Source organism: Micromonospora sp. IBHARD003 (assembly GCF_056106285.1).
The window spans coordinates 865,630-883,531 of sequence record NZ_JBWBBX010000001.1 but is presented as its reverse complement, the minus strand read 5'-3'; the positions used below and the strand labels follow the sequence as shown (position 1 = coordinate 883,531).

The 17,902-nt window shown below is 65.4% G+C and carries 14 protein-coding genes; 13 read left to right on the top strand and 1 reads right to left on the bottom strand.

Translation table 11 applies throughout. From position 1 onward, the window contains the following. The first annotated feature begins 1,117 nt into the window (after window positions 1-1,117). Window positions 1,118-1,357: a hypothetical protein gene (locus ACTWOL_RS03650; RefSeq protein ID WP_474294241.1), complete on the top strand. Its 240-nt coding sequence runs from the start codon at window positions 1,118-1,120 to the stop codon at window positions 1,355-1,357. 111 nt (window positions 1,358-1,468) lie between these two features. Beyond that, the gene (locus tag ACTWOL_RS03645; protein ID WP_474294239.1) at window positions 1,469-1,963 is read left to right on the top strand and encodes an SLOG family protein; all 495 of its coding nucleotides are present in this window, start codon (window positions 1,469-1,471) and stop codon (window positions 1,961-1,963) included. Window positions 1,964-2,046: 83 nt separating this feature from the next. Here ACTWOL_RS03645 and ACTWOL_RS03640 read toward each other — a convergent pair whose 3' ends face one another. Continuing rightward, on the bottom strand, window positions 2,047-2,382 hold the full coding sequence (locus tag ACTWOL_RS03640) for a histone-like nucleoid-structuring protein Lsr2 (RefSeq protein WP_474294237.1): 336 nt from the start codon (window positions 2,380-2,382) through the stop codon (window positions 2,047-2,049). Window positions 2,383-2,590: 208 nt separating this feature from the next. On the opposite strand from ACTWOL_RS03640, the gene ACTWOL_RS03635 reads away from it, so the two are divergent. The 11 genes from ACTWOL_RS03635 (at window position 2,591) to ACTWOL_RS03585 (ending at window position 17,777) form a co-directional block, all read left to right on the top strand. Then, window positions 2,591-4,444 (top strand): DHH family phosphoesterase, encoded by a 1,854-nt coding sequence (locus ACTWOL_RS03635; RefSeq protein WP_474294235.1) that lies wholly within the window; start codon window positions 2,591-2,593, stop codon window positions 4,442-4,444. A 20-nt stretch (window positions 4,445-4,464) separates the two neighbouring features. Further along, window positions 4,465-5,268: a lysostaphin resistance A-like protein gene (locus tag ACTWOL_RS03630; RefSeq protein WP_474294233.1), complete on the top strand. Its 804-nt coding sequence runs from the start codon at window positions 4,465-4,467 to the stop codon at window positions 5,266-5,268. A 181-nt stretch (window positions 5,269-5,449) separates the two neighbouring features. Continuing rightward, on the top strand, window positions 5,450-5,860 hold the full coding sequence (locus ACTWOL_RS03625; RefSeq protein ID WP_474294231.1) for a hypothetical protein: 411 nt from the start codon (window positions 5,450-5,452) through the stop codon (window positions 5,858-5,860). Window positions 5,861-7,173: 1,313 nt separating this feature from the next. Continuing rightward, window positions 7,174-9,015: a DNA primase family protein gene (locus ACTWOL_RS03620; RefSeq protein ID WP_474294230.1), complete on the top strand. Its 1,842-nt coding sequence runs from the start codon at window positions 7,174-7,176 to the stop codon at window positions 9,013-9,015. Window positions 9,016-9,320: 305 nt separating this feature from the next. Further along, window positions 9,321-12,494, top strand: a complete 3,174-nt coding sequence (locus tag ACTWOL_RS03615) for a hypothetical protein (protein ID WP_474294228.1) — start codon at window positions 9,321-9,323, stop codon at window positions 12,492-12,494. 366 nt (window positions 12,495-12,860) lie between these two features. Beyond that, window positions 12,861-13,172: a hypothetical protein gene (locus ACTWOL_RS03610; protein WP_474294226.1), complete on the top strand. Its 312-nt coding sequence runs from the start codon at window positions 12,861-12,863 to the stop codon at window positions 13,170-13,172. Further along, window positions 13,172-13,486 (top strand): VRR-NUC domain-containing protein, encoded by a 315-nt coding sequence (locus tag ACTWOL_RS03605; RefSeq protein ID WP_474294224.1) that lies wholly within the window; start codon window positions 13,172-13,174, stop codon window positions 13,484-13,486. Before ACTWOL_RS03610 ends, ACTWOL_RS03605 begins: the two co-directional genes overlap by 1 nt. 22 nt (window positions 13,487-13,508) lie before the next feature. Further along, window positions 13,509-13,886, top strand: coding sequence for a hypothetical protein (locus tag ACTWOL_RS03600; RefSeq protein WP_474294222.1), 378 nt, complete (start codon window positions 13,509-13,511; stop codon window positions 13,884-13,886). Window positions 13,887-14,494: 608 nt separating this feature from the next. Continuing rightward, complete coding sequence (locus ACTWOL_RS03595) at window positions 14,495-16,363, top strand: SNF2-related protein (RefSeq protein ID WP_474294221.1); 1,869 nt, start codon at window positions 14,495-14,497, stop codon at window positions 16,361-16,363. Window positions 16,364-16,589: 226 nt separating this feature from the next. Then, window positions 16,590-16,865 (top strand): hypothetical protein, encoded by a 276-nt coding sequence (locus tag ACTWOL_RS03590; RefSeq protein ID WP_474294219.1) that lies wholly within the window; start codon window positions 16,590-16,592, stop codon window positions 16,863-16,865. 60 nt (window positions 16,866-16,925) lie between these two features. Then, window positions 16,926-17,777: a hypothetical protein gene (locus ACTWOL_RS03585; RefSeq protein ID WP_474294217.1), complete on the top strand. Its 852-nt coding sequence runs from the start codon at window positions 16,926-16,928 to the stop codon at window positions 17,775-17,777. Window positions 17,778-17,902 lie beyond the last annotated feature (125 nt).

Below are 17,902 nucleotides of genomic sequence, written 5' to 3'. Positions count from 1 at the left end.
ACCCCGGGCTCGCCCCGCAAGCGCGAGACGGAGCACAGCCCGGGGCCGGAACGTGCGTCGTCGACACAGTGCAGAACGCCCGCCTCGGACGCGGTGTATAAAGTGCTGGCACGCTGCCGCGGCAGCACCAGAGCGAGGTGAATCCACGTCGGTGCAGCCAGCACAACGCGACTGGGGGCGAGGCCGGCTGCCGCCGCCGCAGCAAGTGGTGGAGCAGAGCGTTATCCACAGCCGAAGCGACGGTGTCGCGAGAGGGCGGATCCGCTGCGCGGCGAGGGCTGTGCCGCCGACGGAAGCAAGGTGATGAACCGGGGCTGCGCCCCCTCAGGAGCAGACCCGTACCCCCGCCTCGCTCGTGCCTCACGAGGACGGATCAGCGTGGGGGTACGGCCGTATCACGGACGTCGAAACAGCAGTACACCCAAAAGGTGCGATGACCAGGCGAAACAGCCGGACCCGTACCCCCGCTGCGCGGAAAGGGAAGAGGGGTACGGGTCAAGAGGGTACGGACCGTTTCCCCTGATGTTCCAGGCTTCCGCTAACGCTCCAGCCGTGGAACAGCGAGGACGACGACAAGGAAGCAAAGGGCATAAGGGAACCTGATAACACGTGTCCTGCGGACCCTCGCTTCGCTCGGCCTCTCCGCTGCGCTCCGAGGACGTGTTAGTCGGCATAGCCGACGGGTTCCACCGCTCGCTTCGCTCACCGGTCCGTCGGTCGCTAGCGCTCCCTCCGGCTATGCCCAGCGCTGCGCTTGAGAGAGGAAGCCCCACCACTGCCCCGCTGCAGTTGTCCACAGATGCGGACAGCAGCAAAGGGTGCAGCAGTGGTGGATCGCGCGGCGCTGGGCGCCTGGCTCAGGCGAGAAGTGACGACCGGTGCGACGGCTCACCACGCGATCCATCCGGGAGCAGATCACGCCAGCAAGATCTTCCGAGTCGTCAGCCAGCAAAGCTGGCACGGGAGCTGGGTCGAACATCGAGATCACACGGCCCCCACCGGGGTCCGCACTCGATGGTCGCCAACCCGTACCCGAGTTCACGAAGAGGCGCCACCATGACGCAGTCCCAGCCCGAATCTCGCCCTACGACACGGGAGCCCGCTACGAGCCGAAGTTGTGGCAACCGAACAGCGAAGCCGTGGCCGAGGTGATGCACTACGGCGAAGCCGGGTCGGCAACGTCGACTTCACCAACGGCGAGAACGGCACGGTCGTCACCGTGCACGTTTCCCGCAGCAATGACGGGATGTGCACCGTCCACCTCATGCCGATGTGTGATGACGATCAGATCCGCGTCGAGCTCCACCGAGAGAAGGACCTGGCCGTCATCGAGCTCAGTACCGGCCGGCCGGTATGAGCCAGCGACATGCAGGCCCCCGTGCCTGTCCAGACATCGTGGCCACAGCTCTCGACTCCAGCTGTGGAGACCGCCGAGTCACAAGGAGAGGAGACTCGAATGATTGCTGAAATGATTCCAGAATCGTTCTCGCATGTCGTCCTCGTCACCGGTTCCCGCAGCTGGAACGACGAGCAGAGCATGCGCTCGGCGTTCAACGACGCCTGGCGCGACTGGGGGGCGAAGAACGTCACCCGGCCGGTACTCATCTCGGGGCATTGCCCCGAAGGTGCCGACGCCATGGCCGAGCGCCTGTGGCGGGCCGCAGGCTTCGAGATCCGCACCTTCCCCGCCGACTGGTCGGCTCATGGGAAGCGGGCTGGCTTCCAGCGCAACCAGGAGATGGTCGACGCCGCCCAGGTCTTCCGTGAGGCCGGGGCTCAGGTGCTGTGCGTGGCCTTCCTCGACCTCTGCCTGAAGCCTGGGTGCCAGCAGCGAGGCCAGGAGCAGCTCTTGCCGCATACGCCGGGGCACTTCTCGCACGGCACGATCCACTGCAGGTCTCGCGCGCGAGCCGCGGGGATCGAGACGGCCACCGTGCTCCATCCGTCGCTGTCGCCGTTCTGAGACGCGCGAAGGGCCCTGCGGCACGCAGGGCCCTCAAGGACGGATGGGAGGAGTCGACCTGTAGGCGAACACCCAGCTCAGAGCTACTTGCTCCGATCGATGCCGTGTGCCTCGTCATAGGCCTTCATGACCGTCTTCGGGATACGTCCGCGTTCAGCGAAGTCGTGGCCCTTCTTCCTGGCCCACTCACGGATCTTCTCGCGCTCCTCGGCAGTCGTATCGGGTACGACTCGCTTCTTGGTGGGCTTGTTCTCGGCTTTCCGGCTGACCTTCAAGTAAGTCTTCAGTGCATCCTCAAGCTTTTTCTGCTCCTCCGCCGTGAGGTCGACTTCGTACCAGGTGTCACCCAGGCCGAAGGTCACAGTAGTCGCATCCGGCTTACCGCTGAGATCTGACTCGACAATGCTTCGAATGGCCATACCCGCGAGAGTAGCTGAAGCGCAAGGTCCTTGGAAAGTCTGTCGCAACCATTCGAGATAAGTGTGCGATTTGGACGCGAATGAGACTCGGAAGTAACTGCTAAATGAGCAGAAGGAGAGAATGGCACTGCTAAAATCACAGCAACATCAGGGGCGTCACATACCCCGTTCTCCACCGGCCAACAACCCCGATCGAGAGGTCTCCGCCATGTCCATGCTCGACACCGTCGACGACCATTCGCTCACCGACGAGGACACCGACCTCTTCGAGCTGCTGTGCCAGCGCAGGGGGTGGTCAGCCCAGTACCTGAAGGAGATCGAGTTCACCGAGCATGACGAGCTCCTGGACCTGGCCGAGATGGTCGAGGCTCTTCATGACGCCCGGACCACGGGCAAGAAGATCGCCATTGCCCCCGACTTCGACATGGACGGCATCTCCTCCGGTGTCCTCGGTTACGCCGGCCTGTCCGAGCTCGGCTTCGACGTCGAGCTGCACCTGCCCGACTACCGCCGCGGCCACGAGCTTGCGCCCGAGGACATCGCCGAGATCCACGCGAAGTGGCCCGACACGCGGGTCCTGCTTACCTGCGACGGGGGAGTGAACTCCCACCGCGGTATCGCCGCCGCGCGTGCCCTGGGCTGGATGACGCTGGTGACCGATCACCACGAGGAGCTCGCGCCGGGCTCGACCGCGGACGTCACCGTCGACCCGTGCCGGATCGACGAGACCTACGCCCACACCGGGATCTGCGGTGCCCACGTGCTTTACCAGGTGATCGGGGCCTACGCCCGCGTGCACCGGCCCGAGAAGCTCTGGGAGATCCACCTGCTGCGCCTGTTCGCCGGCCTGGGCACCGTCTCCGACGTCATGCCCGTGCTGTACGAGAACCGCCAGCTGGTGCGCGATGCGATCTCGATTGCCCGCCTGCTGCGCGTCGCCGCGCCGAAGACGATTCCCAACCCCTGGGGTGGATTCGACGCTGACCCCGATGCCATCGACGTCGAGCAGTCGATCCTGATACAGATGCTGCGAACCGAGCCGCACCACCCGGTCTTCCTCCGGGCATTCGAGGGCTTCGCGATCGTGCTCAAGGCCTTTGCTCAGATCGGCAAGATCCGAGACGTCGACGACCTCGACGAAGGCTTCCTCGGCTTCTACCTCGCCCCGGCGATGAACAGCCCGCGCCGTACGGGGGCCTCGCTTGAGCCGTGCTTCGCGGTGTTCACGGCCGCCGGTGCTGACGTCAAGCTCAAGGCCGCCCACCAGGTGATCGAGAGCAACGAGCTGCGCAAGCAGCTGGTCATCGAACACATGAAAGAACTCACCACCGGGGACCAGCCGTTGGCCCCGTGGGTGTACTTCTCGGACGCCTACCCGGGCATGTACGGGCTGATGGCCAACCGGCTGATGGCGCTTAACGGCCACCCGGTCATCGTCGCCAATCGGCCCACCAGTCCCGACGATTTCGTCAGCGGCTCCGGTCGCGCGCCGGGCTGGTTCGACATCATCACCAGCCTGGAACCGCACGACGGACTCAGCGCCATCGGACACCAGCAGGCCTGCGGCGTCCGCGTCGCGAAAGCCGAGAACCTGGACGATCTTGTCGCCGTGCTGCAGGAAGCCACTCAGGTAGCCCTGCTCGCCGTCAGCACCGATGGCCCGAACGGTGATCTCGTACTCGGTCCGGATGCCGACTGCGACGCCGGCCTCGAGGACCTGCAGCCGTTGTTCGAGCTGGTGCGCCGGACCGAGAGGCTCAAGCCCTTCGGGCACGGCTTCACCGCGCCAGTCGTCGAGATCGCGATCGAGCCCCTGGGCCTACGCGTGGACCGGATCGGATCCGAATCGCAGCACCTGCGCCTGGTCACCCGGGCCGGCCTGTCCTGCCTGTGGTGGAACGCTGCCGAGGAGAAGTTCGACGTGATCCAGAGCTTCGTGCAGCGCGCAAGCCGCACCGAACTCGGCACGCTGCGCTTCACGGCGACGCTGCAGCTGAACACCTTCCGCGGCGACACCCGCGTCCAGGCCGTCATCAACGAACAGATCACCACGGCTGCTTGAGACCCGCAGAGGAGGAGACCATGACGACGCCACCGATCACTTCGCGCCTGCTCGGCATCGGGTGGTGCGCCCTCGTGCCGTTCGCCGTCGTCGCGGCCCATCTCGGCCTTGGCGCCTTTGCAGTCCTACTCATCGGAGAGCCGATCCTCGCGACGACCGTCCTGGGCATGCTTGTTGTCGTCCTGGTCGGCTCGGTCAGGATCCAGCGGCCGCAGTGGCTCGCGCATGCGCCGGCCCCGCGGCCGAGGATGGAAATCCCGCGCTTCGGGTGGACCGTCGTCGGCTGCGCGGTCCTGGCCTTCCTCGGAGGACAGTCGCTGGCCTTGTGGATCTACGTCACGACCGGGTCCGCCGGCTTCGACGCCTCGAACCAAACCAGGCACGCGGCCGGGGCCGCGGCAACCCTTCTGCTCACCCTGGCCGCGGCTCCCGCCGGGGAGGAGTTCCTGTTCCGGGGGCTGATCTACCCGTTGCTGCGCAAGCGGGTGAGCATCCTCGCCTCAACGCTGGTCACCGCGGTGGTGTTCGGCCTGGTGCACGGCAGCGCCGTACAGTTCGCCTCGACTCTGCCATTGGCGGTGCTTCTGGCCCTGGTCTACGAACGCACACGCGTACTGTGGCCCTGCGTACTCCTGCACCTGGGCTTCAACCTTGCTGCCGCCGTTGTTCCAGCACAGGCGCTCGGCGCTCTGGCAAACCCCGTCTCCACGGTATTCCTGTCCCTGGCCTTCGCTGGTTGTGCCTTGGGGCTCTACCGGCGGGTCGCCGGCGGGACTGCGCCAGGCACAGTCCAGGGCGCGGGAGGCAAGTCCGCGATGCAGTGAGCGAGGTACTCAGCCTCTTCTGAAAAACGATGGGTGCCCTCCGTGCGGGCCCCGGCGGCCTTTCAGCCGCCGGTTCCTCGTGCGGAGGGCATGCTCGTGGTGACCTGGGTGATCCGGTCACCGGGGTATGACTGAAAGTAACTATTCAGTCATACTCATCAGGAGAGGAGAGGATCTCATCATGGCCATCGTCAGCACCTGCACGTACGACTCACGAGGAAAGCTCGTCCGTCCCGACACGCTCGACATCAGCCGTGCGAAGATCCGTCTGGACCTCGACACTGGTGAGAAGCCCACCTTCGATCGCGGTCACACGCACGTCTTCGTCGTCTCCGACATGGGCATCACGGCCGAACAGGCCCGTGAGCGCGTGAACGCGCGACTGCGCCGGTTCTTCGATCGCGCCAAGGCCGTTCGCGGCTTCTGCAAGATCACGATGAAGAAGAGCCAGAGTAGGAACCGGCTCAACCTCAACACCACGATTTCCTACGAGATCCTCTACGTCGTCGAAGCAGACGAGCGATCCTGTAGCCGCAGTCCCGAGTCCCCCAATGCGGGACGCCAACGAGGCTGGAGCACGGTCACCCCCTGAGTGATGCGCGCCATCCACGCCTCGCACTCATCAGCACATGCAAAGAGGCCGGAGAGCTCCCTTCCCACGGGGATGCTCTCCGGCCTCTCTGTTTTCACGTTCCAGTGCAACATCGATCACCTGACGTCAACGATAGCAGCTGTCGTGGATCACTCGCAATGAGCAGTGAATGTCTGTCCAATACCCTCTCGCTGCCAGTGGAGCCTCGTGGACGAACGACTCGGACAGAGTTCTGACTCGCGCTCGGAGGACGCGTCAGGAGCCTTCTGTAAGCCTCGGGACGCCGAGGATGTTCCATGCGGCTTCCAGTCCCGCTGAGGCTCGGCCGCGCCGCCTGGAACCGCACGTCGGCTCGGCGCGGAAGTCCGCCTCGGATTGGTCGTCAGGGGAGTACGCCAGGCTTCTGGGCTGCCCAGGTGTACCACGAGACGTGGTACAGCCCTGAGAACCGCGTCTGACCTGGGTAAATGCTTGTACCACGAGGGTCTTTCGCACGCCGGGCGTACCACGTGGGAGTGCCGATGTGGTACGACGTTTCGCCTGGTCAACCAGCGTTCTCCGCCGATGTACCACGAGTACCACGTTTTTTTGACCGTTTACATAAGGGACGTGTTCGGGAGCGATCCGGCCCCAGCTCGCCAATCTGCTCTCTTATCCCCCATGCGCGTGTATCTAGCCTCCAATTCCTGGTACAAGTGGTACGGGGGGTATATAGAACCCGCCTGACCTCGGCAAATACCTGTACCACGTAGAAATGTCACGTGGTACAGCCAGCTCTTGAGCTCCCGAAATTCCTGTTCTGGCCTGGGAAAACAGGTGTACCACGTTAAGTGGTACACGCTCGCATACCCCTAGATGGTATGCGGCTCTCGGGATTCTCCTGGATGGCGTCCAGTCGATGCCCTGGTGGCGGCCGGCTCGTGCGGGTCAGAAGAACTCCCCCGAACCTCGACCGCAGGCCGGTCGGCTCACGCCGCCCGCGGGTGCGTGGTCGAGCGCGATCAGCCGGTGACTCCGTGGGGCATGCGCCCGACGGAGTCACTGGTTCTCACGTCCCATCCAGGCTCGCGACGCGTGTGGCATGGCTGTGGTGGTCGAGCGCACCCTCTCCAGTCCCTGTCGCGGCCCTTTCTGGCCCCCTTTTGATAGCCGTCTAGGGCCTCGGTTGACTCCCTTGTTGACTGATAGTTGAATCGTTGCAACAGGGCACTCGGATGACGTAGTCTCAAGATCACGTTCCGTTCGATTACGAGTCGAATCGGCTTCCCACTCATCGCCGGCAGGAACTCGATCACGATCGAGAAAGCAGCAACATGACACCTCCTGATGCCCCCACATCCGTATCTGTCGCCGGTTCCAGCGCCGGACCGCGCACCAACCCTGTCGCCGACGTCCTGGCCAGCGTCATGGGGTACTTCTCGAACCGCGACGACATGGCTCCGCAGAACGAGATCGTCACCTACGTCACCGCCGCCTACCTCGACCAGATCGACCCGACCGATCCTCCGACGCCTCGCATGCTGGAGAAGGAGCTGCTGGCGATCGTGGGAGGCGTCATCAAGGCCGAGAACTTCAAGGCGGCCGTGGCCGCCGAGAAGTACCCCCTGCCGAGATATCTGACGTACTGGCAGGTCGCGCAGATCCTCCTGCGTCTGCACCACGTCATCCGCATCGCGCCCAACGCGAAGGACACCGACCGCGAGTACGACCTGCTGGCGATGTACCAGGCCACGGGCCGTACGCGCGGGACGTACACCACCAGCGAGGACGACATCCGCACCATGGCGCGCATGTACAACACCCAGCTGACCCTCAAGGAGTTCGCCGAGGTCCTGGCCGTTTTGCGCGAGGACAGCCCGCGCCGGCACCAGAGCACGAACCGCGACTTCATCGCCGCGCGCAACGGCATCGTCTACTACGGCACCGACCCGCTGGACGTCACGATCTTCGGCAAGGACTTCCACTTCGAGCCGAAGCAGGTCCACCCCTTCGACCCCGCCATCGTGCTGCTGACCAAGAACGACGTCGACTACGTGGACGACGCCCCGCAGCAGGTCATCACGCACCCCGAGGACGGAGACTGGGAAGTCGTCGCCTGGATCGAAGAGCTCTTCGACCAGCCCGGTGACGAGGGCCTCGCCGACCTGATCTGGGAGATCATCGGCGCGATCATCCGGCCGCACGTGCGCTGGGGCAAGACCGCCTGGTTCTACTCCGAGCAGGGCAACAACGGTAAGGGCACGCTCTGTGCGCTCATGCGCAACCTCGTTGGCAGCGGCGCGCATACCTCGATTCCGCTCTCGGACTTCGGCAAGGACTTCGCGCTCGAACCGCTGGTGCGCGCCAACGCGATCATCGTCGACGAGAACGATGTCGGCACCTTCATCGACAAGGCGGCCAACCTGAAGGCGATCGTGACCAACGATGTCATCCAGATCAACCGCAAGTACCGGATGCCGATCGCCTACCAGTTCTTCGGCTTCATGGTCCAGTGCCTGAACGAGTTCCCGCGCGTGAAAGACAAGTCCGAGTCGTTCTACCGCCGACAGCTCTTCGTGCCCTTCACCAAAAGCTTCACCGGAGCCGAGAAGAAGTACATCAAGGACGACTACCTCCAGCGCCGCGAGGTCCTGGAGTACGTCTTCTGGTACGCGATCAACAGCGCCGGCGCGTCATCTCCGGGTGACTACTACCAGCTCTCAGAGCCTGTGGCCACCAAGGAAGTCCTGGCCGAGTACAAGGAGGCCAACGACCCCGTGCGCGCCTTCTGGGAAGAGTTCCGCGGGCGGCTGGTCTGGGACCTGGCACCGTTCACGTTCCTCTACGACCTGTACAAGGCCTGGTTCGCCGACGTCTCGCCGTCGGGCTCCCCGGTGAGCAACAAGCAGTTCATCACCGACCTCGTGGCAATCGTCCGGCCGGATGCCCTGTGGCACTGCCCGGACAAGAACCGCAAGATCCGGCCCGGCCAGATGATGAGTAACCCCGAGACGCTTATCGCCGAGTACGAGCTGAAGAAGTGGATGCACCCGAGCTACACCGGCAGCGACCCGAGGAAGAAGTCCCAGCCGGCGCTGCAGGCCAACTACCGCGGACTGCTCCGGCACACGGGGGCGTCCGCCCTGACCGGCAACACCGCTGACGAACAGGACTGATGCACCCATGGCTAGAACTGCTGGCGCAATCGGCGAACTTACCCAGGCCGTACTCGAACTCGCCTGCGGCCAGAGCCGCCTGATTACGGCGATGTCCGACGTCGCGCGAGCAGCGGATCACCAACCTCATCGTCCGTTCGCAGATCACGGGAGACCCCGTGGAGAAGGCCCGGCTCATGAGTGAGGCGTCCCGGCGCATGGATACCCCGCGCCGACGCTCTGCTCACGACTCCCTCTGAGGCGACGCGCGCCTCCTCCCCAGACACCGGCCGTGATGGTCGGACCGACGAAAAGAGATCCCCATCATGACCACACAGCGAACACCCGTCACGGCCTCGAAGGCGCGCTTCACCTTCTACGACATCGAGTCGCTGTCGGACGTCTTCACCCTGTGCGCCTACACCCCGCGGTCCGAAAGAGCCGTCGACGACCTGGAGATCTTCTTCCTCGTCGATGGCCAGCAACTCTCCGACGCCGTGGACCCGCAGGCACTCTATGGAACCGTGGTGCGCTCCAACCCGGGCCTGCCCGCGGTAAGCGTCCAGCTGTGGAACCTGCGCGGCGAGCGGGGCAACCTCCGCCTCGCCGAGCTGATGGGCCTCTCGAACGCCGACCAGGTCAACGACCGCAGCGAGGTCTCGTCCTATCCGGCAGGCCTGCGCCCGGTCTGCGACACGGATCCCGAGTACGACCCGCTGAAGCACCCGTTCCTGGCCGGGTACAACTCGCTGCATTACGACACGACCATGCTCGCGCTGTACCTGATGGAGACCTTCCCGGCTCCGCACTCCGGTCGTCTTGTCCAGCCGACCACCGCGCGCGAGATGCGCGAGTACAACGACAAGCTGTTCAACGAGCACATCGAGTACATGCCCGGCTACCTCGGCTGGGACGGCCCGGCCGCCAAGATCCGCCGCGCCATGATGCACTCGGGCCGGCACCTGGACGTCGCCCGTCTCAACGAGCTGCAGACCAAGGTGAGCCTCAAGCGCCTGCTCGGGATGCTAGGGCGTCAGATCAAGGAGTCCGAAAAGCTCAGCCACGACACCTCGATCGCCGCGATCGAGGATCTCTACGAGCTGCTGGCTTACAACGTCTCCGACTGCCTGGGCCTGGCCCAGCTCTTCCAGCACCCGGCCTACGCCAGCAACTTCGACCTCAAGGCCGGTCTGCTGGCGCAGTACTCCGAGACCGTCTACGCCAAGAACGGCTCGGTGCGCCGGGACCGCCTGACCATCGACTCGTCCTCGGCGAAGTTCGTCGGCCGCATCCTCGCACCGTACACCTCGCTGAACGACATCGAGGCCGTGTCGTTCCTCTATCCGGCCAAGGAGGTGGCCGAGGAGCAGGGCATCTCCCAGGTCAACGTGCTCGACGAGTGCGTGCGCTTCTTCGAGGAGAACGTGGCCCCCGACCCTGCCAAGAAACCAGCCGCGACGCCGGCACAGGCGAAGGCGCACCGCCAGTTCATGCAGGTCGTCAACTACTACCGCTCGATCGAGGGGCAGAACTTCAACGACTCCGAGGAGTACCGCGACCTGTTCGACCTCCCGGCCAAGTCCTTGCACGAGCTGCCGAAGACGCCGAACAACGTGCCCTACTTCCACCGTGACGCCTCCGCGTCGTCGTGCTTTGCCACGTTCAGCACAGGCGGCATCCACGGAGCCGAGGCAGACATGACAGTCTTCGACGCCGACTCCTTCGAGCACCGAGAACAGGCAGCCATGATCGGCCTCGCCAAGCTCTTCTACCCGGACGCGAAGGACTTCGTCGCCGAGGCCAAGCGCCAGCACAACCTGCTCGCGCTGCCCGACGGCACGGCCGTCGACAAGCGGCTCGTGCTGCTCGGCTCGGACCCGAAAAAGGTGAAGTACCGCAAGCCGAAGAAGAACGACCTGGACCAGGCCGAGCAGCTCGCGCGTGCGCAGGCCCAAGTGCCGCATCCGGCCCAGCTGCTGGACACTCAGCGCCCGGACACCGAGGCGCTGCACGTGCGCCTGGCCGACGGGACCGTGCTCGACGGCAAGGTCGTCCTGGCCGTCACCTCGGCGGTCAAGGCCATCTATCGCGATGAGCCGGCGAAGAAGGCCCCCACGCTGTTCACTGCGAAGGCCGACAAGTCCACCAAGCTGCACCCGAAGTTCGCACGGACCTCGGCCGGCCTCGTCATCCACGAGGACTTCACGAGCTACTACCCGAACCTGCTGCGCAACATGAGGGCGTTCTACAACCCCGAGTTGGGCGAGGACCGCTACACGACGATCTTCTTCGAGAAGGAGCGCCTGGGCTTCGAGATGAAGAAGCTGGGGATCTCCGCCGAGGAGAAGGTCCGGCTCACGACCCTGCGCAACGGCACGAAGCTGGTCCTCAACTCGGCCTCTGGAGCGGCTGACGCCGCGCACCGGACCCCGATCAGGATGAACAACCGCACCATCTCGATGCGGATCATCGGCCAGCTGTTCAGCTGGCGGATCGGGCAGGCCCAGACACTGGCCGGCGCGCGGATCATCTCGACGAACACCGACGGCCTCTACTCCGTCGTCGGCGGCGATAACGGCTTCGACGAGACCACCAACAACCGGGTGCTCGCCGAGCAGCAGACCGCCATCGGCATTGACATCGAACCGGAGCTGATGTTCCTCATCAGCAAGGACTCGAACAACCGGCTCGAGCTGGAGTCGCCCAGTGAGGACCGGAGCGTCGCCGACAGCCCAATCATCACCGCCTCCGGCGGGACGCTGGCCTGCCACGCGGGTCCTACCCCGACGAAGTCGCTGGCCCACCCGGCCGTGATCGACTTCGCCCTGGCCCGCTACCTGCAGACCGTCGCCAACAGGGGAGAGGAGGCTCTCGCCGAGCCGTTCGATCCCGCGCTGGGCCGGAAGATGATCGAGGAGGCGATCGATCCGGTCGATCCCGTGCGGACGCTGCTGCTGTTCCAGAACGTCCTCGCCGCCTCGCGTGGATCAATCACCTACCCGTTCGCCGCCGACCCTGTCAGCGCCGGGCCCGACCATGACGACGACGAAGACGCCGACGCGCAGCTGGTGAACCCGCGGGCCCTGCAGATGGTCAACCGGGTCTTCATCGTCCACGACGGCACCGATGGCGCTGTGAGCCTGCACAACGCCGGCGCATGGAAGGTGAACCCGGCCAGCCAGAGCAAGCGACGCGCGTCGGGCAGCGCCGGGGTGCGACGTGACCCGATCGCGCTGGAGATCCTGCGCCACCACGGGTGGGCGAAGAACCGCAACGAGGCGAGCACCTCCGATGGCCTCACGCTGCTGCCCGATGACCAGGACGTCGTGATCCGCCGGATCAACGGCATCGACCCGAGCTGGTCGGTACTCGTCGTCAACGACGATCTCCGCGCGCTGCCGGCCTCCCGAGTCGAGCAGCTCATCGGGGCGCTCGGCCTCGACATCTACACCCGGATGCTCGACGAGACGTTCACCAAGAACTGGAAGAACGCCGCCTGATTACCGCCTACACCACCACCGGATCACAGGGTGCCGGTTCGTGCCGACACGACGCTGCTCGGTGCCCGAGTCGAATGTGAGATGAAGGCGAGTCTGGCTCGCCGTGGCAAGAGAATCGAGAGACGTCATGCTTCAGACCACACTCTCCGTCCACACCGTTGAGGGGGGAGACGAGTTGTGAGTGCTGCGACCAAATCAGTTCAGCCCGGTCAGCGCTGGCGGCGCAAAAATGACGGGGTTCTGACCAAGGTCATTTACGTAGATTCACCCTTCCAATTCCGGCGCTCGGTCCATCACCGAGCGCAGCGTCGGACGATCACCGAGCTCGGCTCTTTCCTGAGGAAGTATGAGCTCCTGTCCGATGCCGTGCCGACCGATACCTCTGCCCAGGATGACGACGCCCCGGCCCAGCAGGAGAAGAACACGACCCGCGAGGGCATCCTGGTCCGCCGGGGCCAGATCTGGGAGGACCTCGACACCCGGCAGAGCAAGCGCCGCGTCGTCATCGAGTCCGTTGCGGACGGGGAGGCCCAAGTCCGGGATCACTACGGCACGAAGCACTCCGCCCTCAGCGTCTCCCGGATGCACAAGCACCCCACCGGCTTCCGGCTCGTCGCCCCCGGTGAACTGACGTACGGCGCGCCGGCGGCCCCCTCAGACCAAGAGAAGCAGAGCTGATGACACGCACCCCCGAGGGCGTCGTCGAGGACTACCTCCTTACCCAGTGCCGGGCGAGCGGCTTCTTGTGCCTGAAGTTCGTCTCGCCGACACGCGGGGGAGTGCCCGACCGGATCGTCGTCGCCCCCGGCGGCACTGTGTTCGTCGAGGTCAAGCGCCCCGGCGGCCAGCTGCGGAAGCGGCAACAGCTCACGCACGCCAAGCTGCGCCGACACGGGGCCGAGGTTCACGTCGTCGACGACAAGCCGAGCGTCGACGTCTTCATCGCGAACCTCCTCAGGACCTCATCCGACCAACAGGGAGCAGCACCATGACCCACAGATACATAGGTGCGTCGTGAGCGAGCCTCGCTACGCGTGCCGCCGGTGCGGCACGTGGAACTGCTCCGCCTGCGACGGACAGCGGGCGAACACGGACATCCGGTACGTCAACTACCCCTGCAACCGCTGCCGGGGCCTGGCCGGGACCCTTATCCCGACCATGCACACGGCCAAGATGTGGGGCACGCACAACGACGGCCCGCTGCCGATGGCGTACCCCTACGGCGAGCGCCCTCCGGCCGGGGAGTGGGGCCCTGGGTTCGGCAGCCGGGATGTTCCGCAGCCGCACTACCGGGGCGTGCCCGTCCCGGCGGACATTCGGTTGAACCTGGAGTCGTTCCGGCGAGGCGTGGACGCGGCGCTGGAGCGTTACGGCATCGGGGGCGCGTCGTGAGGTACAGCGGAAAGATCCGGGAGCCCGTTCAGAAGGTGGCGCCTCTCCAGGCTGAACGCCGTCTGCGGAACCGACTGGACGCACAGAGCCTCCGCCTGCTGGATGAACTGCTGGCCGACGGAGACCCCGGGGTGCTAAGCACCCTCCGGGGCCGTCTGGGCGAGCCAGGGCCGACATGCGCCGGCTCATGGCCGAGCACCATGCTGAAGTTCCATCGTCGGACTCCACTCAGGAACCCAGACCGGCCCAAGAGATCACGGTGGCCAGGCGTTCATCCAGCACAGCACAGCTTTCACCGCCTGGTTCGACGCCCAAGCAGGCAGCCTTCCCGCGGATACGCCGCTGAAGGTGACCTTTGACGAGTCCGGTCAGCCGCTATTCGAGGTCATACGCGCGGCTGAAGCCGAGACCGAAGCCGAATACACGCCCCAGGCACAGGAGTTCAGATACGAGCTCTGCCGGCGGCCCTTCAGCACTGCGGCTGCTCTGGGCTCGCGTCGGCGAGTCCACCTCGATTGTGCCGCGTCGGTTCCCGCAACCAGAACGAACTCCGACATCACTCCCGAGACTCCGCAGAAAGCGAATGAACACTCACTCGAAGAGAAGGGATGACCAGCGACATGACCGCGGCTACTGCTCCGTCTCCGATCTCGCTGAAGCCGCATCAGCAGCAGATCCACGACTTCCTCGTTGACCACCCCTTCGCCGGCGCCTGGCTCGGCGTCGGGGCAGGCAAGACGCTCACGACCCTCAGTGTCCTGCAGACGGTCCGCCCGATGGGTCACATCCTCGTCATAGCGCCCGTGGCGATCGCACGCTCCACCTGGATCGACGAGATCGAGAAGTGGGACTTCCCCATCCGGACGAAGTCGCTCATCGTCGACGAGAACGACAGGAAGCTCTCCAAGGCCAAGCGCCTGAAGCGCTTCCAGGAGGTCGCCACCGATCCGCCGACGATGTACTTCATCAACCAGGAACTGCTGACTCAGCCGTCCCAGGAGACGACGCTGATCACGCCGGTACCGGGCGCAGTGCCTGCCCCGACCGTCTCGCCGGAGGCGACGGCGATCCTGGGTCTGCTCCAGGCACGGGGGCCACTGGGCCGAGACGAACTGATCGACGAGTACCGTGCTCTGGCCGCCGGCAACGCCAACAACCGCGTCCCCGCCAAGACCAAGATCCGCGCCTGGATTCAGGAGTTGCTCAAGTCGGCCCTGGTGACGTGGGAAGCCTATGACTGCCGAACCTGTTCCGGCGCAGGCTGCGCTCAATGCCGATTCGGTCTGGTCGACCAGCTGCCGGTCCAGAACATCAACGGCCAGAACACCATCATCTGGCCCTTCCAAACGGTCATCATCGACGAGTCCCAGGGTTTCAAGTCGCACGACTCACAGCGCTTCCTGGCCATGGCGACCGTGCGGCCTGCCATGAACCGACTCATCGAGCTGACGGGAACGCCCAGCCCTAACGGTCTCCACGACTTGTGGAGCCAGGTCTACCTGCTCGACCAGGGCCAGACACTGGGACAGAACATCACCGCGTACCGCAACCGCTGGTTCACGCCGAAGATGGTGCCCGGCACCACAACGCCGGCGAAGTGGATCCCCACGGCGAACGCCGAAGCCGAGATCCATCAGGCCATCTCGCACCTGGTGATGAGCGCGCAGAACACGAGCCTGCAACTTCCGGCGCTCAGCATCCAGGACGTCAATGTCACGCTCCCGCCGGACCTGCTCCAGGCCTACAAGGACTTCAAGCGCGACCTAGTCCTGGACATCGTGCAGACCTACACCGACGACGATGGGAAGCTGACGCAGGGCGTCGAATCGATCGTTGCCGCGAACCAGGCGGTGCTAACGAGCAAGCTGATGCAGTTCGCCTCGGGCACGCTCTACACCGCGGATCCTGACGACCCGACCACGAAGGGCCGGTACGAGGTCATCCACGACAAGAAGATAGAGATGACCGAGTACCTGGTGCGGAACAACGGCGGCGAGCCCGTCCTCATCGCCTATCACTTCAAGTCCGACAAGGAGCAGCTGCTCACGCGGCTCCGGAAGGCCGGCATCGACGCGCAGGCCTTCGACGGCTCGCGCGAGATGGTCCGACGGTGGAATGCCAAGCAGATCCCGGTGATGCTGCTCCACCCTGCCGCCGCAGGGCACGGTCTGAACCTGCAGCACGGCGGCTCGACGATGATCTGGTACACGCTGCCGTTCTCGCTCGAGCACTACCTGCAGACCAACGGCCGGCTCTTCCGAACGGGCCAGACGAAGCCGGTGACCGTCCATCGGCTCATCGCCAAGGGCACGCAGGACGAGCGGATGCCCTCGGTACTCGCCAGCAAGCAGCAAGTCCAGGACGACCTCATCGAGGCTGTCTCCGGGGACTTCAACGCCGAGCAGGCGCTTCTCGCCGCCCTGGAGGAAGAGATCCGCGAGGACCTCAACGACCTCTGGGCTGCCGAGAGGGTCTAACCCACATCCACCCGACAACGGGCGGCCCGGTTGTGATCCCACAGCCGGGCCGTCGCTGCGGCGACCGCTCACCAAACACACGTGATCAAGAAGAGGACTTCCTCATGAAGGCGATCACCGCCCCGACGCCTCGATCCGCGACGGATTACGGGCGGTACTCGCCAGCAGCGGCTGGACCAGCCCCCTGCTCGGCCACGGGCGGGCCCAACGTCAGGAGCTGAACACCATGACCGACCTGAAGCACCTCGGTGCCAACGAGACCCACACGCTCCGGATCACCTCCCAGGCGCTCGCCGAAATCGACAACTTGCGCGACACCAGCTCCCTCTGCGAGGTGCTGCTGGACCTCAGCTACAACTTCGCCGACCTCGCCGGACCCATCGGTGCCCTCACCGATGCCTGGGTTGAACAGGGCGGTCAAGCGCCTGACGGTGACCTGCCGGACGTGGACGTCCTCGTCGTCTTGGCCGCAGACCTGCGGCAGATGGCCGACAACACCTGACTTTCGTCCCTCGTGGGCCGCCCCGTTGCCCGGGCGGCCCCCACACCCCGGAGACCCACCATGGACCGCATCGATGGCCAGCGCCGCATCCACGTCGAGATTCACGACAACGAGATATCCGACCTCATCGACGACCTCAAGACCGCCCCTGAATCCTTCGCCGCCACCCACGCCTTCCTGGTCATCCTGCGTACCGCCGAGGAGACGCTCAGCCCCGCCGTCGCTGAGCGGCGCCACGACCGAGCCGCCCGTCAGGCCACCGGCGGGCCGGCCCCGACCACCGCCGACGACCCGGTCCCGCTCCGCTGGGGTCACGGCGACGTCCTCCACGGCGACGACGACACCACCATCGTCTGCCTCTCCGGGCCCGACGGTCAGCCGTACTGGCTGGAGCTGGAACCCGAGCGGGCCCAGGCACTCCGCGACGACCTCACGCCGCCCGCCGCCGAGCCCCACGTCCACCCCGCTGCCGAGGTGGATCAACTGCGTAAGCGCGTCGAGGAGGCCGAGCAGGATGCCGAAGAGGCGGTCTCCGCAGCAGCGCACCTCACCAGGCTCATCGGCAAGCGCTCCGAGAAAGCCGAGCGGAGCGCCAAGAAGCAGTGCAGCCGGGCCAAGATAGCCGAAACCGAACTCCACGTTCTCCGCAGTGGCCTCCGGGCGAGCGGCGCCGACCCCACCCAGATTCAGAACCTGTGGGCGCAGATCCGCCTCCGCAACCGCCAGTGGCGGGAGGAGAAGCAGCGCGCTGAGCGGGCTGGGGCCGCCCTCAACGCCGTGCGCACCGAACTCGCCGCCCTCAACAGCGAGACCACCGGCCTGAACCCTTACGCCATGGCCGGCCGCCGCGACGCCGTCGCCCGCGTCCACGCAGCCCTCGACGCTCGCACCAACCCCGGAGACACCGCGTGACCCGCCGCGCCCCGGAGGCGGGGAAACGTGCCTGGCCGACAGCATCAAGTGAGACGACGGGGCTTCGGCGTCTCACTCGACTTTGTCTCCGCGCAGGTTAGGACGTTGTCCGACGGCAAGATCGA